We start from the raw sequence: 21,326 nt of genomic DNA on the forward strand, positions 1-21,326 counted from the left end.
TGGACTCGTCGTCGCGCATCGTCTTGGCGTTGACGCTGACCTGTTCGGCCGAGTTCGCCGATGCGCCTGGCTACTCCTTCTGTGCTTCTTCTGCTTGATGCCGTTCGAGCAGGCCCAGAAGTCGCCCGTCGGAGCTGGTCACCAAAACGGCGTCGACGTCGGCGCGGCGCATCCGCTCGGCCAACGGGCCGAGCTCCTCGCTGGGACGCACGGTCGTGGGCCCCTCGCGCATGAGCTGCTCGACGGTCGTCTCGTCGTCGTCCGCGTTCTCCGCGGTGCGGGCGTCGAGGCGACCCATGACGATCCCCTCGGCGTTGAGCGCGACGAGCATCCCGAACCGGCTCTCCTCGAGGATGTTCCGGACGTCGCCGAGCCGGTCGCGGAAGCCGCACGTCGGCACGTCAGTGGTCAGCGCCCGGGCGGCCAGCGTGGCGGCACCTTCGGAGGCGAGTCCGAACGCGAGCCAGTCGGCTTTGCCGGCGACGTAGTCGTACGCGTCGTAGCCGAGGCTGTCGAGCCGCCACGCGGCTCGGGGGCTCATGTCTCACTGGTAGTCGTTGCAGTAGACGACGACCGGCCGCTCACGGTCGAGTTTCGCCCGAACCTTCTCGACGTCCCAGCCCTTCAGGGGCAGGTGGATCGCGCCCGCCAGGTGCGCCCACTCGTACTCCGCGGCGGGCAGCACCTCCGCGACGGTCGCGTCGCGCTCGTCGACCAGGCGCTGAACGTCGTCACGGTCGATGAACTGTGGCATCAGCGACCCCCTTCGGGCCAGGTCAGGAACGGCATGTTCACGACCACGTCTTTTCGTTCGAGGGTGATCTCGCCGGCGTCCGCAGCCGCGGTGACCTCGTCGGCGGAGCGCAGCTCACGTGCCTCGGCCGCGTCGACCCACGAGACGAGCACGATCGTCCGCAGCGGCGAGTAGCCGGGGTCGCCGGGGGCGGAGGGGAGCACGTCCGGTTGGAACCCGAACGGCCCGTGGCCTTCGACGCCGTTGGTGAACACGTAGATGTCGCCGCGCGCGGCGGCGGGCACCGCAGCGAGCTCGGGGACGACGAGGACCGGAGAGCCGCCCATCATCTCGGTGAGCATCCCCGCCACCTTCGGGTCGGACGCCTCGGGGTGGACGAAGAAGATCTCCTCTCCGGCGTAGAAGCCCGCGACCGGCGGTAGACGGACGTCGGTGCTGGGCATGTCGCCCATCTCGCCGCCCATGCCTCCCATGTCGCCGGCCATCTGCATCCCGCGGTCGAGCCCCCACACCCAGAAGGCGCCGACCCCAAGCGTGACGACGGCGATGGCGACCGCGACGGCGATCCAGAACTTCACTGGCCGCCCGTCGACGTCGGCCTCCAGCCACGAGCGCGTCTGAACGCCCGCGGCGTCGTCCGGTTGTGTCGCCTGGCTCGTGTCGGTCATGAGCGTGCCTCCTGTCGGGACTCTGCGTACCCGACGACGTCGAAGCCCATCTGGTGCAGCTTCGCGCGGACCTGCCCCTCGAACAGCTTCGGCGTGTGCTCGACGGTGACCGTGTCGGCCTCGTGGTCGGCGCGGATCCGGCGGACCCCATCGAGGGCTGCCAGGCGGTCCTCGATCCGCTGCGAGCAGTTGCTGCAGTGCATCGGGACCTTCAGCGCGAACGTCCGCGCACCCTGGTCGACCGTCTCCTGCACCTCTTCCGCGCGCTCGGCCGCCTCTTCTCCCGCCCCGGCGTGCTCGGCCGGCGGAGACTCGTGGGCATGCTCGACGTGCTCGGCCTCCTCCGGCGTGTCGAGCCCGCCGTGATCGTGCTCACGACGGTGCTGCTCGGCCAGCACCTCGTCGGACTCGGGCTCGCGCTCGCCACGCGCACGGCGCAGCATCCGCCCGCCGAACGAGTTCGCCAGGACGGCGGTGACCGAGGCGACCATCGCGATCATCGCCCAGATCGGGTGCACGAACCCGGTGGCGGCCGCCGGCACCCCGATCCCGTTGAAGGTGAACGCCAAACCCAGGTTCTGCTTCGTCTTCGCGTACGAACGCACACCGATGTCGCGGGCATCCATCACCGCGCCCAGCCGCTCGCTCATGATCACGATGTCAGCCGACTCGATCGCGATATCGGTGCCCGCCCCGATCGCCACCCCCACGTCGGCCTGGGTGAGCGCCGGCGCGTCGTTGATGCCGTCGCCGACCATCATGACCCGCTGGCCCTCGTCCTGCAGTTCGCGCACCTCGGCGGCCTTGTCGTCGGGCAGGACCTCGGCCAGCACCCGCTCGATGCCGACCTCACCCGCGACGGCCTCGGCGGTGCGGCGGTTGTCGCCGGTGATCATCACCGGCGTGATCCCGGCGTCCTTCATCCGCTGGATCGTCTCGGCGGCGTCGGGCTTCGTCTCGTCACCGATGCCGATCATCCCCAGCAGCTCGGCGTCGCGGGCGACCCCCACGACGGTCAAGCCCCGCTCCTCGAGCTGGGTGAAGCGCTCGCGGGCGCCGGTCAGGTCGACGCCCTGCTCGTCGAGGAACCCCGGTTTGCCGACCACCACCCGCGTTCCGTCGACCGTGGCCTGCACCCCCTTGCCGGTGTGGCTGGCGAAGTCGTCAGCGAGGGTGACCTCCAGCCCGCGCTGCTCGGTGGCGTCCTCGATCGCCCGCGCCAGCGGATGTTCGCTGGCCGACTCCGCCGACGCCGCGACGCGCAGCACCTCGTCCTCACCGTGTCCGACACCGACGACCTCACCGACGGAGGGCTCACCCTCGGTGATCGTCCCGGTCTTGTCGAGCACGATCGAGGCGATCTCGCCCATGATCTGGAACGCCTCGCCCGACCGCATCAGGATCCCCTGACGGGCCGCCTCCCCACCACCGCGGATCATCGCCAACGGTGTCGCCATGCCCAGCGCGCACGGGTAGCCCAGCACCAGCACCGCGAGCGCTGCGAACGTCGCACGGAAGAAGTTCGGTGAGCCCCCGAACAGCAGCGGCCCCAGTGTCCAGGCCACGAACCCGCCTGCGGCGAACAGCAGCACGCCGGGAACGAAGTAGCGCAGCACCGTGTCGACGAGCTGCAGCACGCCCGGCTTGAGCGCCCGAGCCTCCTCGATCGAACGGGCGACCTGCGACAGGAACGACTCCTCACCGACCCGTGTCACCTCGATGACGAGGCTGCCGGTCTGGTTGATCGACCCGCCGATCACCTCGTCGCCCTCGACCTTCTCCGCCGGGATCGGCTCACCGGTGACCACTGACTCATCGACCGCCGAAGCGCCATCCACGACCGCGCCGTCCACCGGAACGGACTCGCCCGGACGCACCCGCACACGGTCACCCACCTCCAGCTCGTCGACGTCGACCTCGACCTCCTGCCCGTCACGGATCACCCGCGCCGTGTCGGGCTGGAGGTCCATCAGCTGGCGCACCGCCTGCGACGAGCGCGTGCGGACCACCTGCGAGACGTAGTCGGACAGGATGTGGTAGGCGGTGACGAACACCGAGACCGCGAAGAAGTGCCCCGCGGGGAACTGCGGATCGACGAACATCCCCAGCAACCCGCCGACCAGCCCCGCGAACGCGCCGAACTCCAACAGCACGTGCTGGTTGAAGATCCCCCGACGCAGCGACGCCCACGCCATCTTCTTCACGAACCACGCGGTGACGAACATCGTCTCCAGCGCCAGCGCGAACATCACCCACATCAGGAACGGATGCTCCAGCACCGTCCAGAACGGCTCCATCCCCAGCAACATCAGCACCGCGGCGATCGCGGTGAACGCACCGGCGACGAACAGCCGGTCGCGCGCGGTGCGCAGCTCGGCTTCCTCGTCCTCGAACGAGCGCACCTTCTCCGGGTCGCGGTAGGTGTAGCCCACCTGCTCGAGCGTGCGTCGCAGCTCGTCCTCGCTGAGCTTGTCGGGGTCGTAGCGGACCAGGCCCTCCTCGTGGGCCAGCGACACCCCCACGTCGTGCACACCATCCATCCGCGAGTACGCCTTGCGGATCGTGTTCGTGCAGAACGAGCACGACATCCCACCGATCTTCATCCGGTACGACGCCTGCCGACCGCCCTGCTGGCCGTCTTCGGCCTGCTGCTCTGCTGCAGCCATGGTTCCTCGCCTCGATCCTCTAGTCAGGCAACCTCGAAGCCGGCGGCGCGGACCCGCTCGCCGAGCTCGTCCTCGTCGATCCGCGACTCGTCATAGCGGACGGTCGCCGTCCCACCGGCATCCACCTCCACCTTGATCACACCCTCCGCCCGCTCCAACGCCTGGCCGAGTCGCGACGCGCAGTGACTGCAGTCCATCCCAGCGATCTGCAGCGTCGTCTGGGTCGCCATACGTGCTCCTCCCATCGGTTCGTGGGACACGGTAAACGTTCCTGCAGGTGGAAGCTCAACGTGATCGGTGCGTACGATCGGCGCCTCAGCGTGAACCGCGCCGACGTCCTCGACGCGGCCGTGGCGTCTGGAAGGAGGACGGCGGCTGGCGGGTTGCCGTTCGTAGCGGCGGAAGAGACGATCGTGGAGCCCCACACGGACACACCTCAACCGCCTGAGGGACCTGACCGGACCCACGTCAGCAGGCGAGCGATCCTCAAGGGCATCGGCGTCGCTGGTCTCGTCGGCGCGGGCGGGTACCTGGCCGCCCGACGTCTCCTCGACGAGGAAACCGCCGGGTCCCCGGACGGTGGTGGGCTGCCGGGCGACGAACCGGTCGGGTCCGAACCACTGGTCGGGCCTCACGAGCTCGACGACTTCGTGTCCGCCATCCAAAGTGGCGGCCCGCCCCCGGATGGGATCCCACCCATCGACGATCCGGTGTACGTGTCGGCAGGCGATGCGGACTTCCTCGACGATGCCGACGTCGTCTTCGGTCACGTCGTCGACGGTGAACCGCGCGCCTACCCGCAGCTCGTGCTCGTCTGGCACGAGATCGTCAACGATCACGACAGCCGCGGACCCATCTCCGTCACCTACTGCCCCCTGACCGGGTCCGTCGTTGGCTTCCGACCCCATGCCGGCATCGACGAGCTCGGCACGAGCGGGAACCTGGTCAACTCCAACCTGCTGATGTACGACCGGGCGCACGAGAGCAACTGGCCGCAGATCCTCGGCCAGGCGATCGACGGCCCGCGGCGCGGCGACGAACTCGAGGAGTTCCCGGTCGAGTGGACGACGTGGGGACGGTGGCGCGAGGCTCACCCCGACACGGCCGTCCTGTCGACGGAGACCGGCTACCTCCGCGACTACGGATCCGATCCGTACGGTTCGTACAACCCGCTCGGCGGCTACTACGAGGCCGAGAGTCGACGCCTGTTCCCGGTCATGCACGAGGACGAGCGGTTCCCGGCGAAGGAGGTCTTCTTCGGGGCGAAGGTCGGCGATGGGCGTCTCGCCGTGCGGAAGTCACTGGTCCGCGACCGGCGCGTGGTCGCGGCCTCGGCTCCGGACGGGCCGGTCATCTTCCTGTACGACCCCGCCCTGGACACCGGCAGAGCGTTCCTCGCGCAGGTCGACGGCCAGCGTCTGGACCTCTCGCCCGACTCACGCGACGGGACGTACCTCGACGCGACGGCAGGGACCCGGTGGAACGCACGCGGCGAGGCCGTCGACGGGCCGCTGGCCGGTCGCATGCTCCAACGGGTCCTCGCCTACGACGTCATGTGGTTCTCGTGGGTGGCGTTCTTCCCGCACACGGACGTCGTCGCGTGACCTTTGGAGCCGTCACCGAGACGCTTCGTCAACGGCGGTACCGGTGGGCCGCGGCACTCTCCGGCGCCGTCTATCTGCTCATCTACCTGCTGGCGATCCAGGACATCAGGGTCTCCCCGGGACGTGACCTGCGCAGGTTCGTCGACGTCCCCAGCGTGCAGGTCGTCCCGGGCTGGGCCTCGCGCATGTTCGAGCAGATCGCGCCGTTCGCCTTCGAGCCGGTCGCAGCCGTCTATCCCGTCAACCACGTGACCATCCTCGTCGCCCCCATGAACATCGCGATGGGAACGCTGCTCGGCGTGCTCGTCGGTCTGAACGTCGCGGTCGCCTGGCATGCCGTCGCGACGGCGCGCGCATGCAAGACCAACGCGTTCGGTGGGATCCTCGGCGCCCTTCCCGCGTTCCTCGGCGGCTTCGTCTGCTGCGTTCCGGCAGTCGCCCTCGTCGTCGGTGCTCAATTCACCGTCTTCCTCGTCGCCGTGCGCAGCTGGTTCTTCCCCGCCGCGGTCGCAGCCCTGCTGGTCACTCTGTGGTGGAACACGCGACGGATGACGCAGCTCGATGAAGAGCCGCCGGCAGAGCTGGGCAGCCGAACCGCTGCGTAGGGGGGTCCGCCGAGGTCGGGCCGCGCGATCCCGCGCGTCCGGGCGCGGCGGGCACCGCCCGTGGTCGTTCGATGCATCGTGGCCGGTGCGCGAGCTGTCGCTAACTTCGTGAACTTCGGCGGACGCCGTGGCCGTCGCGAGAGGTCCGGGTGAAGACCGCCGCGCGGACCGCTTCCATCGACGCGCGGACGTCGGCCAGATCACGCTCGAGCGCTCCGTTCGGGGTCAGGAACACGAACACGACCCGGCTGACGGGCTCACCGACCGACTCTTCGACCGCCAGCGCGTACGAACCGCCCTGTGCGCGGTACTCAGCCATCCGACGGTCGAGGTCGGCCGATGCCGACGCGGTCTTGTAATCAACGACGACGAGGCCGTCGTCGGCGCGGAACAGCAGGTCGATGTAGCCCTCGAGCGTGCGGCCGTCGAACCGGGCGGCGACGTAGGTCTCGCGCCAGCGCGGGTAGCCGAGCGCCTCCTTCACGACCTCGGAGTCGAGCGCTGCTCGGGCCAGCTGGATGATCGTCTCCTCCCTCCCGATGACGCCCTCGGCGGCCGCCTGCGCGGCCGCGGCAGACTCCAGCCCGTTGCCGGTCGCCAGATCGATGGTCTGGAGCACCGCGTGCACGGCCCGCCCGATCGCGGTGCCGTAGCGGCCCTTCTGCCACGGCGGCAGCTCGAGGTCGCGCGGACCCTTCTCAACGCCAGCCCGCGCTTCCTCGTCGAGTTCCGCGTCGAGCACCAGCTTCCCCACGTCCGTGGCGGCCAGGCTGCGACGCACCGAGCTCGCCGACAGCTTCTGAGCCCGCTCGACCTCCCACTCGTCGAGCGTGGGCAGCGGCTGCGGCCACGCCCTGGCTGGGGGGGTGAGCGCACCGCCTCCGCCGAGCGTGAACTCGACGGCGTGAGGCGCGTCCTGGGACGCCTGCGCGAGCAGTTCGGCGTTGGTGCACTTGCGCGGGTCCGTCTGGGGGTTCCTGCGCGCTTTGCGGTGCAGCGACACCACGAGGTGGTCCTTCGCCCGCGTGCAGGCCACGTACAGCAGTCGCAGTCGCTCGTGGTGGTCCATCTGCTCGTCGATCGGCTGGAACGCCTCGAACTCCGGCGTGACGACCTCCTTGCCGACCTTGAGAGCGACCGCCCCGTCCGGCGGGAACATCACCTCGACCCGTTGGTTGCGCCCGCGCGCCTGGGTCGTCATCCCGGACACGACCGCGATCGGGAACTCCAGCCCCTTGGACGCGTGGATCGTCATGATCCGTACCGAGTCGTCATCGGTCTCGGGCAGGATCGTCTCGGCGACCCGGGCGCTCTCCGAGGCCTGCATGCGCGCCCAGTCGACGTACTCGCGCAGCGTCCCGCCCTCGGCCTCGCTCCAGGCCCGAGCCTGGTCGATCACGAACCGCAGCCGCCGCCACAGGTCGCGCGGACGGCCCTGGGCGTAACCCAACTCGAACAGCCGCCGGCCCCGCGCGATGCGGTCGAGCAGCTCCGATGGGCTCAGCCACGCGACGTCGGCATGGACGTCGGCGAGGTAGGCGAGCGCCTCGGCGACCGGATGGTCGTCGGGCACGCCGTCGGGACGCCACCGGAAGCTCAACGCCCCGCCGTAGCGGACCTTGTAGGTGAACAGGTCGTCGTCACCGCAACCGAACACCGGCGAACGCAGCGCCGTGACGAGCGCGAGTTGGTCGGTGGGGTCGGCCAGCGCCCGCACGGTCATGAGCAGGTCACGGACCTCGCGGGTGGAGTAGACGAGCGAACTGGTCTCGGCCCGGTAGGGGATGTCGCGGGCGTCCAGCGCCCGCTCGAGAGCGGGCAGCGAGGTCCGCGCCGGCAGCAGGACGGTCACGTCGCCCAGCTGCGCGGGGCGCCAGGTCTCCGAGCCGTCGGTTCGTCGTTCGCTGACCTGCCAGGTGAGCGCCGTCAGCACCGACTCGGCGACGTCCTCGGCCTCGCGGCGGCGCAGCTCGTCGGCGTTCGGGTCGTCGACGTGCTCGTCACGACCCAGGACGACGACCGGCATCCCGTCGGGCGGCGCCTGCCGTGTCGGGGCCGCATCGAGTGGCTGGTACTCGGGCTGCGAGCCGGCCTCGTCGGTGATCAGCTGGGCGAACACCGCGTTCACCCACCCGATGACCGGCGGGGAGGTGCGGAAGTTCGTCGTGAGCTGCACCGGTGGCTCGCCGAACACGCTGCGGGCGCGCAGGAACAGGTCGATGTCGGCACGGCGGAAGCGGTAGATCGACTGCTTCGGGTCGCCGACGAAGAACAGCCGCCCCGGCTCGACGTCGATCTCCCACCAGTTCTTGCGCGCGGCGTCGGGGTCGTCGCACGCGATCAGGACCGCGAGGTCGATCTGGATCGGGTCGGTGTCCTGGAACTCGTCGAGGAGCAGGCGCCGGTAGCGGCGCCGCAGCGCCCGTCGTACCTCGACACCGTCGGGTCCCCGCAGCAGCCGCCGGGCGAGGACCAGCAGATCGTGGAACTCCAGCCGGCCGCTCGTGCGACGCTGCTCGGCCGCCTCGAGGGTGAAGTCGGCGACCTCGCGCGCGACCCGGTAGAGGCTCGCGAGCGCGACCTGGTCGGCGTGCGCGGCCTTGTCCTGGCCGATCGCGGCGAGCTCCTGCTTCACGGACTCCTTGTCGTCCCAGTTGTCCTGCCGCCCGTACCCGAAACCGAAGCGCGGGTACTGCGACTTCAGCAGCCGCAGCTGCTCGAACTCGTCCGGCGCGTCCTGCAGGCGCTGCAGGTAGGGCGCGATCTGGTCCTCGACATGGCGGTACAGCAGGTCCGCGTCGTCTGAGCATTCGGCGCGGCGGGCCAGCACACCCTCGATGCGCGCGATAAACCGCTCGACGTCGCAGGGACGCGGGTCCTGGCGCTCCCACGGCAGACGCTGCGGCTCGCTGACCAGGTCCCAGTTGTCGTCGAAGGTGGTGGCGAGGTGGCGCAGGTCATCCAGGCGGATGCCGGCCGCGAACGCGAGCAGCAGGCAGCGTTCGAGGTCCTGACTGTCGAGGAGCTGTTCGCGGAATCGGGCCCAGCGGTCGGCGAACTCGATCTGTGAGGCGACCTCGTCGAGCACGTCGACGTTGGGTGGTAGCCCGGCCTCGATCGGGTGCTCGGTGAGGATGCGCTGGGCGAAGGCGTGCAGCGTCGAGATGGCCGCCGTGTCGACCTGCTCGACGGCGGTCCGGAAGCGGGTCCGCTGGGTGTCGTCGAGCGACGCGCCGTTCGACTGCGTCTCGAACGCCGTACGGATGCGGTCGCGCAGCTCGGCGGCGGCCTTCTCGGTGAAGGTGATCGCGGCGATCTCGCGCATCTCGACGCCGGCTGCGACGAGCTCGACGACCCGTCGCACCAGCGATCGGGTCTTGCCCGAGCCGGCGCCGGCTTCGACGAACAGCGTCGCGTCGAGGTCGCCGGCGATCCGGTCGCGCGCTGCCTGGTCACGCAGGGCGGTCACCGCTGCTCCTCGGGGTCCTCGATGGCGTCGGCTCGACGAACGCGACGTAGTCGCGCAGCTCGGGTACCCGCCGGATCCGCTCCCAGTCGCGGTAGCGGCCGGAGGTGCCGAGCTCGTCGGGATCGCAGTAGATGCACTCGGTGAACGGCCTCCAGCCGGGTTCGGGCGGCCGCAGCGGGAACAACCCCGTCTCGATGCCACCGACCGCGACGCGCAGCGCCTCGCGCAGCTCTTCGACCACCTCGTCGGTGAGGCCGTAGCCGACGCGCCGGAACTCACCCTTCGTCGACACGAACCAGTACTCGGTCCACACCCCCGGTGCGTCCTGGTCGGCGGCCTGCACGGCGAGCGCGTAGATCGGCAACTGCAGCTTCGTCCCGTCGCCGAGCGGCTGCTCGTCGCTGAGATCGTCGTAGTGACGGGTGCTGCCGGTCTTGTAGTCGACGACGACGAGCGTGCCGTCGCTGGTGCGGTCGATCCGATCGATGCGGCCCCGGACCGAGATCGTGCGCCCGTCACCGAGGTCGATCTCGACCGGTGGACCGGACCCGCGTGGCATCCCGAACGGCTGCTCGGCCGCAACCGGCGAGGCCGACAACTTGCGGCGGCGTGCGTCGTCGTGGCGCAGGAACAGCTCGAGGTCGACCAGGATGCGCCGGCGGTCACGCCGCCACAGCAGCGGGTGGCCGGTGACGCCCCGCGCCTCGGCGTCCGCGCAGGCCGCCTCGGCGATCTCACGCAGGCGGGCCCGCGCCTCCTGCGGCCAGGGGTGGGTCGGCTGCGGCAGGTCCCGCTCGAGCAGTTCGCACAGCCAGCCCTCGAGGACGTCGTGGATGAGCGAGCCCTTCTCGAGCGCGTCGATCTCGAGCAGCTCCTCGGGGTTCTCGACGCGCTGCACCTTCAGCACGTACTGCATGAGGTAGCTGTGCGGGCAGTTCAGCCACGTCTCGAGCTGCGAGGCCGACACGACCCGGTCGACCGGGGACGGCAGCTCACCGCGCAGGTGGCCGAGGTTGCCGTCGAAGCGGGTGAAGGCATCGTCGCCCCGGGCGGTCGCCAGCTCGACACCACGGCGCAGCGCGTCGTCACCGGCGACGAGCGGGTGGCCGGCGAGCGGCACGCCTCCGCGGTCAGCGAGCGCCCGCAGCCCGTACTCCTGCCGGGTCGCCGGGAACGCGACGTGGTGCACCCGGCCGGCGAACGAGGCGACCTGCTCGAACCACGGGGCGGCGCGCGGCAGCGACCGCGGGACGTCGGTGTCGTCGCCGCGCAGCGCCTCGACGGAGTCCAGCAGCCACCGCGACGGCGCCCGTTCGATGCTGCGGCGCAGGTCACCGCGCGGGGACGCAGCTCGTCGGCGACCGGGCGACGTTCGGCGTCGGGCAGCAGCGAGTCCTCGCGCGGACGCGTCGGGAACACACCCTCGGCCAGGCCCAGGACGATCACCACGTCGAGATCGACCCCGAGCGCGGCCGACGGGGTGCCGACGAGCACGCCGTGGCCGAAGTCGCCGACGCGACCGAGGTCGTCGTCGAGCTCCAGCTGCAACGTCCGGCGGAAGACCCGCAGGTCGGTGGCCGCCTCGACGGCGTCGAGTCCGGCGAGCCGGTCCAGCGACGCCTCCACCCGTTCGGCAGCCTCCCGCTCCACCTCCGGCCAGCGCTCGTGGGCCCGTTCGCCACCCAGGTAGCGGCCGATCGCATCGTGGCACCAGGCGACCAACTTCGACCACCGCGTGAGCCGCTGGGCGCGCGTGAGGTCGTCGAACAGGCCGCCGAGGAACCCGCACAGCGCGTCGGCGTGGTCGGCGTCGCGCCGCAGCCGCTCGACGAGCCACTCGCGGCAGCCCTCGGAAGCGGCCTCGGTGTCGGCCTCGGCGCGGTGGGTGTCGGCGTAGCGGCGCAGCTTGTCGGTCCACTCGGCGCGGTCGCGGACGACGCCGGCGTCGCGGCTGATCCGCTCCCACGCCCCCGACGGGACGGGCCGACCGTGTCCGGTGCGCACGGGTGCTTCGGCGAGCAGGCTGGTGACCGCCGGGCGGGCGTAGCGTTCGTCGGGCAGGGCGAGCAGGTCGAGCAGCCAGCGTCCGAGCAGCCGGTCGGCGAGGGGGCGGACGGCACGACCGTTGAACGCGATGCCCGCCGCGGTTAGCTGTTCGGCGACGATGCGGGCGTACGGCTCAGGGGAGGGGTAGCAGACCGCCATCCGCTCGAGCGCGGTGGCGTCCTCGCGGGCGGCGGCGATGACCGCCTCGACGGCCGACCGGACCTCCTCCTCGGCGTCGGAGACCGACACGATCCGCGTCGCGACCGGCGGGTCGGCCTCCCGCGTCGCAGGCGGTTCGAGCCCGACACGGCGCAGGGTCCGGTCGACGTCGGCGTCCGCGTCGCTCGCGCCGGTCCGTGCGGCGATCACCTCCACCGGGGCGACCTGTGCCACCGTGCGGAGGAGGTCCGCGGCGGGCAGCGACAGGTCCTGCGGCAGGTACACGAAGACCGTGCCGAGGTCGGCGACGACGCTGGAGCCGTCGGCGACCGCGTCGCACGCGGCCGCCATGAGGTCGGCCTCCTCGAACCAGTCGTCGGCGAGGCGGTCGCGCACCGCCCGGTGGATGCGGACCACGTCCCAGGCCCGGCGGCTCTGCGCGGCGAGCGTGTCGAGGCTGGCCGGGCGCAGCTCCGACAGCTCGCGGTGCGAGCGGACGAGCGCCTCCTCGGTCGACGGGTGCTCGCGGACCGGCCCGAAGACGCCGGCGTCGTCGGCGAGGACCCCGCGGACGGCGGTGGCGATGACCGGCGTGGACACCGGACGGCGACCGGCGGCGGCCAGGCGCGGGGCGCCGAGGAGCTCGGCGAGCCGGTAGACCGTCAGCAGCGTCAACCCGGCGATGCCGTTACCGGGTGCGGTGATCGGTCCGAGCTCACCGCTGGCGAGCAGCCGACGCGTCGACACGCCGACGTAGTTGGTCGGCACGACGACCGCGACCGGCGCGAGCGGGTCGTCGGCCTTGGCCGCCGAGATCCGCTCGCGCAGCAGCGCCGCGGCGTCGCGGCCGTACGGTGTCGTGAACAGTTCGAGGTTGTCCATGGGTCGCTCACGGTAACCGTGGGGTGCGACAGCGCGGGTGGCGACCTCTGTCGGCCCCGACCTCGAAGCCGGCATCGCCGACCTACTGTTCCGGAGGGCGAACGGAGGGATGTCCGAACGTGGACGCACCGGGCGCTTCCGTCGATCGGGAAGTGTGTCCCTTCTGCGGCCGCATCGCGCGCGGAGACGTGCTGCGTCGCGGCGGCGTCGCCGCTTCGTTCCCTGACGGCTACCCGCTGACCGACGGTCACACGCTGGTCGTCCCCGTTCGCCACGTCGCGGCCCTCGATGATCTCGGAGGAGAGGAGTTCATCGCCATGTGGCGCGCCGTCAGGCGCGAGATGGGGCGGCTGCGTCGGGAACTGTCGCCGGACGGCTTCAACATCGGCGTCAACGTCGGGGCTTCTGCAGGCCAGACGGTCGACCATGCGCACGTCCACCTGATCCCTCGGTACCACGGTGATGTCGCTGACCCTCGAGGGGGCGTTCGCTGCGTGGTTCCCCACAAGGCGCGGTACTGGGAGGCGCCGTGACTACGTGGCGAGATGACGACGCGATCGCCTTCGGCGAGAAGGTGATCTCGATCCTCGACACCGGCCGGTTCACGGCGACGTACAAGTACGCGGTCCTTCTGTCGCTGATCGACCTCTGTGTGGAGTCGGCCGACGAGAACGGGCTACCACCTCCGTCGCTGTCGGGACGTGAGATCGGCCGCCGGGTCTTCGCGATGTACTGGCCGCAAGCTGTTCCCTTCGACGGAGTACCACTCCGTCAGAGCACCACGTGCGGTGATATCGCCGAGCGCATCCTGCGGTTCCGCTTGGAACATGGCGTGGTGGCGGGCACCTCGCTGGAAGAGGCCCAGGCGGCGTTCCCGCGCGAGATGGCGTCGCTGGAGTGCGACGTCATCGAGACCGTGATCCGGATGCCGCTGCCGAAGCTGCAGCGCTTCGGGAGCGGAGTCGCGGTCTCAGAGGATCGCTTCATCTACCGGATCGGCTGGCCGGACGAAGTCGCGGCGTCGCGCGTCCGACGTCCGGATTTCGATGACCGGCTGTGGCTCGAAAAACGAGCGGGAGAGCTGCTCGTGCGGCTCTCCGGCCTGCTGCGACCACTGATCCGTCAGCAGTGGGCGGCGTTCGTCGCTGATCGGAACCGTGAACGCACCGACGAGGCGTACCTCGACGAGTTCCTCTTCGGAGCGGCGCGTATCTCCCTCACGCCGGTACGACGTTCGCTCGCCCGAGCTCAGCGGGGCCGTTGCTTCTACTGCCGTGGTCAACTCCGCAGCCGTGTCGAGGTCGACCACTTCATCCCGTGGTCGCGCCATCCCGACAACGGGCTCGACAACCTCGTCGCAGCGCACAGCGGCTGCAACAACGCGAAGCGGAACGCCTTCGCCGCCGTGCATCCGCACCTCGAACGCTGGGTCGGACGGTTCTCGCCGTCGGCCGTTGAACGTCGCCGTCTCGATGTCGCGACACGACGGCTCAGCTGGCCGCGCGATCCCGAGCGGACGCTCGGTGCGGCGCGTGGCCTGTACCTGTGGTTGCCGCAGGGGACGAAGCTGTGGGCGGCCGACGGGCGGTTCGTCGACCACGACCCGGATGTGGCCCGGGCCGCGTTGACCACACCGGGCCGTGACCGATTCATGCTCGCAGCCGATCAGCCGGGTGACTACGACGCGTAGTGCTGTGCCGCCGTATCCGGCGGCCGGGTGGTTCCCGTCCAACCGGCCCGGCACCGACGAACGCATCCGTCGCCGCGAGGCCAGGCTGTTCGACGACTCGATCGAGCGAGGAGTTGGCCGTGGCGGACGGCCGGGCAGGTACCGAAGACGGGATGGAGGCCGAGCATCCGGACGAGGAACGTCTCCCCGGAGCGACTGCGACCGAACCCAGCGACAGCCCTGCCGGGGGATGGAAGCAGATCCTGCTGCGAACCAAGGACGAGATCAAGGCGGACAGGGTCGGCTTGATGGCGGCCGGTGTCGCCTTCTACGCGATGTTGGCCATCGTGCCGACGCTGATCGCGGCGATCACCCTGTGGGGGCTGGTGTCGCAGCCCGCGCAGATCGAGCAGACCGTCGCCACCTGGTCGAACGCGCTGCCGGAGAGCGCAGCGCAGCTCATCAGCGAACAGGTCGGGCGGATCGCGGCGACATCCTCGAGGACCCTGGGTTGGGCGCTGCTGGCATCGCTGCTGGGTGCTCTGTGGGCCGCCTCCTCGGGCACCAAAGGCCTCATGAACGCGGTCACCGCCGCCTACAACGAAGATGAGACGCGCGGGTTCCTCAGGGTGCGGGGGATCGCGCTGGCGCTGACCATCGGCGCGATCTTCTTCGCTCTGATCACCATGGGGTTGATCGCTGTGGTTCCGGTTGTACTCGGCGATCTCGGTCTGGGCCAGATCGGCCAGACGCTGATCCGCTGGGGCCGCTGGCCGATCCTGGCGATCGCCGTCGTCCTCGGCTTGGCGGTGATCTACCGGTACGCCCCCGACCGCGACGAGCCCCGCTGGACCTGGATGAGTACCGGCTCTGTCGTCGCGACCATCATCTGGCTGATCGCCTCCGGCGGCTTCGCGTGGTACGTCAACTCGTTCGGGTCCTACGCCGAGACCTACGGTTCGCTGGCGGGCGTGATCGTTCTGATGCTGTGGTTCTTCCTCACCGCGTTCGCCATCCTCATCGGCGCTGAACTGGACGCGCAGCTGGAGCATCAGACCCGGCGCGACACCACCCGTGGCGAGCCGCAGCCGATCGGCCGCCGTGACGCCGACGTGGCCGAGCCCAGACCCGACCGGTCGTCGTCTTGGCACCGTCTCGGGCGCGGTGGCGGTCCATCAGGAACCGCGTCACGGGGTTGATGATCCGCATGGGCCAGTTCGACGGGTGCATCCGCCCGACGGGCGGGCGACCGTCCGTGGCGCTCACTGTGTCGTTCGAGACGAACCCTTACAGCGTGATGACGTGGTCGGGCGGAGCGGCTGCCAGTGCCGCGTACAGGTCCGGGAAGCAGCCGACCTGCACGCCCTCGACCACGTTCGTCGGCTTGCAGTCACCGGGTTCACCTTCGGCCAGGCCGCGGGCGATCGCGCAACGGTCGCACATCATCAGCAGGATGCCGCGTTCCGACGCCTGGCGGGCCAGGCGCTCCCCGAGTGGGTCGCCCTTGCGCAGCACCCAGTTGTTGTCGTCGAAGAAGAAGATGCCGAGGACATCGGCGCCGTGGCCGTCCTCCTCGAGCTGCGGGAGGATCATCTGGCCGAGCTTGTACGCCGCTGCGCTCGGCGTGGCCAACACGTACGCGACCTTCATCCGGGGCTCCTGTCTGCCGGTCGGTCCTGCCGGGTGGTCCATCCTGTCAACGACAGCCGGCCGGGTCCAGCGCTTGCGCCGTTCCGGGCGTGCCACATGGGTCCAGAGTCCGGGCTGTTCCCCGGCGCACCACATGGGTCCGGCGCCTGGGCTGTCGCGGTGCACCACACAGTCCACGCCCGTGCGGGATCACTCGTCGCCGCGGTCGCGCCGTCGGACGGTCCGGAAGGTGACCGAGTAGCGCAGGTCCTTGACCGGGGGGATGCTGTGCTGCCAGGCGGAGCGGGCAGGACCCGACAGCAGGTAGGCTGAGCGGGGCGGAAGGTCGAGGGCGAAGACCGAGCGCGTCCCTCCGCGTATCCGCCGAAGGCGTAGCCGGCAAGGTGCCCCCAGCGAGACGCCGACGACCTTCGCCCCGAACATCGGTGCGTCGCGGTGCCAGCCGATCGTCGCGCCGGGCGGGTACCTCGACACCAGGATCTGTGCGAAGTCGGCGGGGCGCACATCGGCGAACGCGCCGGCCCTGTCCCGCAGCCATCCGAGCTCCGGTGGCAGCGGCTCGGTCGGGTGCAGCCGCCACGTTTCGTACTCGTAGGCGTACCCGAAGTGTCGCACGGTCCGTCGCGCCGCCTGGCCGCGCATCCGGATCTCGTCGAACTCCATCTCCGCGACCACGGCCAGGGCGCGGCGTTCCTCGTCCTTGTCGAGAAAGTCACGTTGGGACACCAGCCCTTGGGGCCGTTCCTCCACGGCAGGTTGACGCGCCACCCAGTCGACGCTAGCCACCGCCGTCCGAGATCTGCACGGCAGCCACCGGCGAACCCTGGCCGGGGTCGATGGGGCGGTTCCAGCCCGTGAACACCGCGGGGATCGCCGCCACAGTCGGCCAAGACCCAGCGACAGGGAGAAACCATGGCCGACAAGGACGTCATCGACCTGATCCGAGACGACCACGAGGAGATCCGCAGGCTGTTCGAGCAGATCGACAAGGCGCCGGCCAACGAGCGCGACGAGCTCTTCGGCCGGTTGGTTCACGAGCTCGCCCGCCACGAAGCCACCGAGGAGGCACTCGTGCACCCCACCTTGCGCGACGAGGTGGCCCAGGGTGAGGCGGTTGCGACCTCCATCCTCAACGAGGAGGAGGAAGCTGAACGGCTGTTGGCGGACATGGAGAAGATGGACCCCGAGGGCGCCCAGTTCCTCGACGCCTTCCGCCGGCTACGCGACATGGTCCTGAACCACGCCGAGCACGAGGAACGCGAGGAGCACCCGCAGCTGCGCTCGGAGCTCACCGGTCAGCGGCTCCACGAGATGGCGGACGGCTTCCGCCGGGTCAAGGAGCAGGCGCCCACGCACCCACACCCCAGGACACCGCAGACGCCCGAGGTTCGCCTGAGCGTCGGACCGATCGCCGGCGTCTTCGACCGCGCCCGCGACGCCGTCAAGAACGTGATGCCCTAGCGCGGCCCCGTTGACGGGGAACGAGCGCCACGACCGTACTCCCCGACCCTGACCAATAATCGATCACTCGTCGGGTAGGGGACGCCATGCCGGATGACAGGCCGGATGACAGGCCGGATGACAGGATCGACCTGGGTGACGCCGTCGGCGAACGCGTCACCGCCCGCGTCGCCGAGGTGATCGGCCGTGCGCGGTTCGACGAGATCGTGGACACGGCCTCGGAGGAGCACACCGCGCGCCTGGCCGCGGCCGAGATCGACAGGTTCCGAGAACCTCTGCGCGTCCACCTGCTGCCGACGATGACCAAGCAGCCGGTCGAACCCGGACCGCCACATCCCTGTACGCCAACTCCCTGCTGCAGACCGCCACCTCCCAGCTCAACCGGGCGGTGCGGCAGGCGACGTCGACGCTCGACGATGTCACCCGTCAGGCCCGGCGAAGCGTCGATCAGGTGTCGCCGCTGCTGTCGCGGGTGACCAACCTGCTGCGCTGGACGCTGTACGAGAACTACGCCGTCACCAGTCACGTCGAGGACGTGCTGGAGATCCGGGCTGTGCCCCTGGTCGCGCAGGTCAAGAAGGACGAGCCCGTCTTCACCGACGAGGACATCGTCGAGTACCGGCGCTACTTCGAGCCCGCGTTGCTCGACCCCCGGCTCGCGGGACACTTCGACACCTTGGCTCGGGCGATCGGTGAGCGGCTCGCCGGCGGCCGCGCCATCAGCGTGGTTCACCTCGTGATCGACTACGCCGCAAGCGTCTTCGGCGCCGACCTCGAGGTGTCGATCGGCGGGTCGTCGCCGGTCCGGGTTCGCCTGGCCGCGGACGGGGCGACCGCGCGGTGCTCGCTCCGTGTGGGGGGGTCCTCCCCGACGCGCTCGGTGACCTCGACCTGCGCCTGACTGCCCGTCCTCCGTCGCCGGTGAATCTGCCCGGCTGGCTCGGCGACGTGGTGGGGGGAGGCCTACCGACAGTTCCTGGCGTCGGGGGAGGTGCGCGTTACGTGGGTGCGGGTTTGGTTCGAGACCGCCCCGACCACCGCCCCGCACCAGATCGAGACCGTGTCGGACACGCTGCGGGTGACCAACGACGCCCGCACCACCACGGCGGCGTTCGATCTGAAGCCGGCGACGACGACGAGGAGGCACAGGACCTGCTGGCGGACGAAGGGGCGGCGACCATCCTGCAACTGGCTGCGCCGTTGCAGGGGTTGCTCGAGCTCACCGACCTGGTGGCAGGCAAGATCCATCCCGCGTTGCTGCCTGCGCCGGCGCCCACCGTGCCAACCGTGGGTGTGGTCGACCTCGCCGGGCTGCTCGGCGGGAACGGCGCCCCGCCTGTTCCGCCGGACCTCTGATGCGGTAGGCGTTCACCCGCCAGCCCATCGGCCCCGCAATCAGCGCTGAGATCACGCCGATGTCCAAGGGGCGAGCACGTCGACCGGGAGGACCGGGCGGAACAGGCGGTCGTGCAGCGCCAGGGCGTACCGGTCGGTCATCCCCGACACGTAGTCGATCACCTGGGTGGCCCGGTCGGCTTCGGTGTCGCGGTACGACGATGGCATCTCGCCGGGGTGCTGCAGGTGGTAGTCGACGAGCTGGCGGATGATCGTGGTCGCGGCCTGCTTCTTCCGGGCGGTGTCCTCGGCTCGGTAGACCCGCTCGAACAGGAACGCCCGCAGCTCGTGCATCACCTCGAGGGCCGCCGGGTCCATCGCGACGGTCCCGGTCGCCAGGCTCTCGTCGAGGACCGCGTCGATCATCGCCCCGATCCACTGGCTGCCGGGCTCGCCGAAGCAGCGGCGGGCGCCGGCCGGTAGATCCTCCCGGTACAGCACGCCGGCGCGCATCGCGTCCAGCGCGTCGTGCGAGAGGTAGGCGATCCGGTCGGCGAAGCGGACCACCTCCCCCTCGCAGGTCGCCGGCGGGGGCTCGACCCGCCACGAGTGGGCCCGGACCCCGTCGAGCACCTCAGCGGTGGGGTTGAGGTCCTCCAGGACCGACAGGATCCGCACGCTCTGCGCCGCGTGGTGCCAGCCGCCGTCCACGTACGGCGACAGCGCCTCCTCGCCGGTGTGTCCGAAGGGCGTGTGGCCGACGTCGTGGCCCAGGGCGATCGCCTCGGCCAGCGGCTCGTTCAACCCCAGCCCGGTGGCCAGCGAACGGGCGACCTGGCTGACCTGCAGGGTGTGGGTCAGCCGGGTCACGACGTGATCCCCCTCGGGATTGAGGAACACCTGCGTCTTGTGCTTGAGGCGGCGGAAGGCCTTGGAGTACAGGATCCGGTCGCGATCCCGCTCGAAGCAGGTGCGCAAGGGGTCCTCCGGCTCGTGACGGACCCGACCCTGCGATGCCGTGGAGCGGGTCGCGGCGGGAGCCAGTCGTCGCTCCTCGCGTTCTCGCTGGGTGCGATCCCGCCGCAGGAACGCCTCACCCATGCCCACCACCTGTTCGCGAGGCGCGATCGTAGGGGCCGGGTGTCACAGCTGGTCCCGTCGCACCGGGCAAGTCATGCACCGCGGACCGCCCCGCCCGCGCGGCAGTTCGTTGGACGGCATGCGGTGGACGGTGATCCCGGCGTCCTCCAGGATCGCGTTGGTGGCGGCGTTGCGTTCGTAGGCCACGACCTCGCCGGGGGCGATCGCCAGGACGTTGTTGGCGTCGTTCCACTGTTCGCGTTCGGCCCGCACGCTGCCGAACTCCGGTTCGATGCCGCGGGCCTGGTCGAGGTCGGCGGCCCACGCCAGCTCGTCCAGGAGGTCGCCGCCGGGACGGACGTCGAGCAGACCGTCGCGGGGCGTGATCCGCAGGCATCGGACCTGCGCTCGTATCCGCGGGTACAGGACGAACGCGTCGAAGTCCACCATGGTCACGACCGTGTCCAGGTGCATGGTGGTGCGCGCCTTGGGCAGGTCCACCACGACGATGCGTTCGACCACGTCCGCCTCGAACAGCCGCGCGGCCAGCATCTCGACGCCCGACGCGGTGCTGCGCTCCGACAACCCGATCGCCAGGCCCCGGTCGGCGACGACGAGGACGTCGCCGCCCTCCACCGTGGCGGGGAAGTACTCGACGGGCTCGGCGCCGAACCAGATCGAGGCGTCAGCGAACCGCGGGTGGGCGCTGTAGACCAGCCGGAGCAGGTCGGCTTCGCGCCGGCGCACCAGCCGGTTCATCGGCGAGATCACGACCCCGTCGCCGATCCACGCCGACGAGTCGCGTGTGAACACCGCGTTGGGCAGCGGCGGGACCAACAGCTCGAACGGCTGGTGGACGCTTGCCACGAGGCTGTCCCGGTCGGCCTGAACCGAGACCTCCTCGAGCGTGACCCCGCCGATCAGGTGGCGGACGAGCTGGTCTGGCGGCAGGTCCAGGAGGTAGCCACGGACCCGTGCGGCCAGCGCCGGACCGCACGTCATGTCGGTGACGTGCGCGGCGACGACCTGCCGGGCCAGCTCCGAATCGGCCAGCACCTCAGCCAGCAGCTCACCGAGGACCAGCACCTCCGCCCCGGCCTGGCGGAGGATCGAGGTGAACTGCCGGTGCTCGTCGCGGGCCCGGTCGACCCAGATCAGCTCGTCGAAGAGCAGCTCGTCCATGCTGTCGGGTGTGACCCGGGCGAGCTCGAGGTCGGGGCGGTGCACGAGAACCGACCGCAGGCGTCCCACCTCGGAACGGATCCCGACGGTGGTCAC

At 70.5% G+C, this 21,326-nt stretch carries 20 protein-coding genes; 8 read left to right on the forward strand and 12 right to left on the reverse strand.

Features of this window, described 5'->3' with window-relative positions; genetic code table 11:
* Positions 1-70: 70 nt before the first annotated feature.
* The 5 genes from KY462_12650 to KY462_12670 are packed head-to-tail and all read right to left on the reverse strand — an operon-like array spanning position 71 to position 4,318.
* Positions 71-541 (reverse strand): CBS domain-containing protein, encoded by a 471-nt coding sequence (locus tag KY462_12650; GenBank protein MBW3578563.1) that lies wholly within the window; start codon positions 539-541, stop codon positions 71-73.
* A 3-nt stretch (positions 542-544) separates the two neighbouring features.
* Entirely contained in the window at positions 545-754 is a 210-nt protein-coding gene (locus tag KY462_12655) for a rhodanese-like domain-containing protein (protein MBW3578564.1), read from the reverse strand.
* Positions 754-1,422 (reverse strand): hypothetical protein, encoded by a 669-nt coding sequence (locus KY462_12660; protein ID MBW3578565.1) that lies wholly within the window; start codon positions 1,420-1,422, stop codon positions 754-756. Before KY462_12660 ends, KY462_12655 begins: the two co-directional genes overlap by 1 nt.
* Positions 1,419-4,088, reverse strand: a complete 2,670-nt coding sequence (locus KY462_12665; GenBank protein MBW3578566.1) for a heavy metal translocating P-type ATPase — start codon at positions 4,086-4,088, stop codon at positions 1,419-1,421. The genes KY462_12660 and KY462_12665 overlap by 4 nt, the downstream gene beginning before the upstream one ends.
* 23 nt (positions 4,089-4,111) lie before the next feature.
* Positions 4,112-4,318, reverse strand: a complete 207-nt coding sequence (locus KY462_12670; GenBank protein MBW3578567.1) for a cation transporter — start codon at positions 4,316-4,318, stop codon at positions 4,112-4,114.
* 300 nt (positions 4,319-4,618) lie between these two features.
* Here KY462_12670 and KY462_12675 point away from each other — a divergent pair, with 300 nt between their 5' ends.
* Together KY462_12675 and KY462_12680 are read left to right on the forward strand one after the other, a co-directional pair.
* On the forward strand, positions 4,619-5,692 hold the full coding sequence (locus KY462_12675) for a DUF3179 domain-containing protein (GenBank protein MBW3578568.1): 1,074 nt from the start codon (positions 4,619-4,621) through the stop codon (positions 5,690-5,692).
* A complete protein-coding gene (locus KY462_12680; protein MBW3578569.1) occupies positions 5,689-6,297 on the forward strand; it encodes a hypothetical protein in 609 nt (202 codons plus the stop codon). Before KY462_12675 ends, KY462_12680 begins: the two co-directional genes overlap by 4 nt.
* Before the next feature lie 100 nt (positions 6,298-6,397).
* Here the strand turns inward: KY462_12680 and KY462_12685 are convergent, their stop codons facing one another.
* From KY462_12685 to KY462_12695, 3 genes are read right to left on the reverse strand one after another with little or no spacing between them, the layout of a single operon-like run.
* Positions 6,398-9,757, reverse strand: a complete 3,360-nt coding sequence (locus KY462_12685) for a UvrD-helicase domain-containing protein (protein MBW3578570.1) — start codon at positions 9,755-9,757, stop codon at positions 6,398-6,400.
* Positions 9,750-10,733 (reverse strand): PD-(D/E)XK nuclease family protein, encoded by a 984-nt coding sequence (locus KY462_12690; GenBank protein MBW3578571.1) that lies wholly within the window; start codon positions 10,731-10,733, stop codon positions 9,750-9,752. Before KY462_12690 ends, KY462_12685 begins: the two co-directional genes overlap by 8 nt.
* Entirely contained in the window at positions 10,703-12,853 is a 2,151-nt protein-coding gene (locus tag KY462_12695) for a hypothetical protein (protein MBW3578572.1), read from the reverse strand. Before KY462_12695 ends, KY462_12690 begins: the two co-directional genes overlap by 31 nt.
* Before the next feature lie 119 nt (positions 12,854-12,972).
* On the opposite strand from KY462_12695, the gene KY462_12700 reads away from it, so the two are divergent.
* From KY462_12700 to KY462_12710, 3 genes are all read left to right on the forward strand, one after another.
* A complete protein-coding gene (locus tag KY462_12700; protein ID MBW3578573.1) occupies positions 12,973-13,386 on the forward strand; it encodes an HIT family protein in 414 nt (137 codons plus the stop codon).
* A complete protein-coding gene (locus KY462_12705) occupies positions 13,383-14,543 on the forward strand; it encodes an HNH endonuclease (protein ID MBW3578574.1) in 1,161 nt (386 codons plus the stop codon). Before KY462_12700 ends, KY462_12705 begins: the two co-directional genes overlap by 4 nt.
* 119 nt (positions 14,544-14,662) lie before the next feature.
* Positions 14,663-15,721 (forward strand): YihY/virulence factor BrkB family protein, encoded by a 1,059-nt coding sequence (locus KY462_12710; protein MBW3578575.1) that lies wholly within the window; start codon positions 14,663-14,665, stop codon positions 15,719-15,721.
* Positions 15,722-15,809: 88 nt separating this feature from the next.
* Here KY462_12710 and KY462_12715 read toward each other — a convergent pair whose 3' ends face one another.
* A complete protein-coding gene (locus KY462_12715; protein ID MBW3578576.1) occupies positions 15,810-16,172 on the reverse strand; it encodes a sulfur reduction protein DsrE in 363 nt (120 codons plus the stop codon).
* Positions 16,173-16,361: 189 nt separating this feature from the next.
* Entirely contained in the window at positions 16,362-16,835 is a 474-nt protein-coding gene (locus KY462_12720; GenBank protein ID MBW3578577.1) for an alpha-ketoglutarate-dependent dioxygenase AlkB, read from the reverse strand.
* A 249-nt stretch (positions 16,836-17,084) separates the two neighbouring features.
* Between KY462_12720 and KY462_12725 the strand changes: the two genes are divergently transcribed.
* The 3 genes from KY462_12725 to KY462_12735 all read left to right on the forward strand — a co-directional run bounded on the left by KY462_12725 (position 17,085) and on the right by KY462_12735 (position 18,989).
* Complete coding sequence (locus tag KY462_12725) at positions 17,085-17,633, forward strand: hemerythrin domain-containing protein (protein ID MBW3578578.1); 549 nt, start codon at positions 17,085-17,087, stop codon at positions 17,631-17,633.
* A 388-nt stretch (positions 17,634-18,021) separates the two neighbouring features.
* Positions 18,022-18,534 carry a hypothetical protein gene (locus KY462_12730; protein ID MBW3578579.1) on the forward strand — a complete coding sequence of 171 codons (513 nt, stop codon included), beginning with the start codon at positions 18,022-18,024 and terminating at the stop codon, positions 18,532-18,534.
* 101 nt (positions 18,535-18,635) lie between these two features.
* Complete coding sequence (locus KY462_12735; GenBank protein ID MBW3578580.1) at positions 18,636-18,989, forward strand: hypothetical protein; 354 nt, start codon at positions 18,636-18,638, stop codon at positions 18,987-18,989.
* Between the two features lie 51 nt (positions 18,990-19,040).
* On the opposite strand, the gene KY462_12740 is transcribed toward KY462_12735, so the two are convergent.
* Together KY462_12740 and KY462_12745 are read right to left on the reverse strand one after the other, a co-directional pair.
* A complete protein-coding gene (locus KY462_12740; protein ID MBW3578581.1) occupies positions 19,041-20,069 on the reverse strand; it encodes an HD domain-containing protein in 1,029 nt (342 codons plus the stop codon).
* A 42-nt stretch (positions 20,070-20,111) separates the two neighbouring features.
* Positions 20,112-21,326, reverse strand: a complete 1,215-nt coding sequence (locus KY462_12745) for an arginine deiminase (GenBank protein MBW3578582.1) — start codon at positions 21,324-21,326, stop codon at positions 20,112-20,114.

The sequence above is a fragment of the Actinomycetota bacterium genome, from assembly GCA_019347675.1.
Taxonomy (GTDB): Bacteria; Actinomycetota; Nitriliruptoria; order Nitriliruptorales; family JAHWKO01; genus JAHWKW01.

What these genes read in the sequence shown, in the direction of transcription:
- KY462_12650 (MBW3578563.1), bottom strand. Translation starts at nt 541, where the DNA reads ATGAGCCCCCGAGCCGCGTGGCGGCTCGACAGCCTCGGCTACGACGCG.
- KY462_12655 (MBW3578564.1), bottom strand. Translation starts at nt 754, where the DNA reads ATGCCACAGTTCATCGACCGTGACGACGTTCAGCGCCTGGTCGACGAG.
- KY462_12660 (MBW3578565.1), bottom strand. Translation starts at nt 1,422, where the DNA reads ATGACCGACACGAGCCAGGCGACACAACCGGACGACGCCGCGGGCGTT.
- KY462_12665 (MBW3578566.1), bottom strand. Translation starts at nt 4,088, where the DNA reads ATGGCTGCAGCAGAGCAGCAGGCCGAAGACGGCCAGCAGGGCGGTCGG.
- KY462_12670 (MBW3578567.1), bottom strand. Translation starts at nt 4,318, where the DNA reads ATGGCGACCCAGACGACGCTGCAGATCGCTGGGATGGACTGCAGTCAC.
- KY462_12695 (MBW3578572.1), bottom strand. Translation starts at nt 12,853, where the DNA reads ATGGACAACCTCGAACTGTTCACGACACCGTACGGCCGCGACGCCGCG.
- KY462_12715 (MBW3578576.1), bottom strand. Translation starts at nt 16,172, where the DNA reads ATGAAGGTCGCGTACGTGTTGGCCACGCCGAGCGCAGCGGCGTACAAG.
- KY462_12720 (MBW3578577.1), bottom strand. Translation starts at nt 16,835, where the DNA reads ATGGAGTTCGACGAGATCCGGATGCGCGGCCAGGCGGCGCGACGGACC.
- KY462_12725 (MBW3578578.1), top strand. Translation starts at nt 17,085, where the DNA reads ATGGCCGACAAGGACGTCATCGACCTGATCCGAGACGACCACGAGGAG.
- KY462_12740 (MBW3578581.1), bottom strand. Translation starts at nt 20,069, where the DNA reads ATGGGTGAGGCGTTCCTGCGGCGGGATCGCACCCAGCGAGAACGCGAG.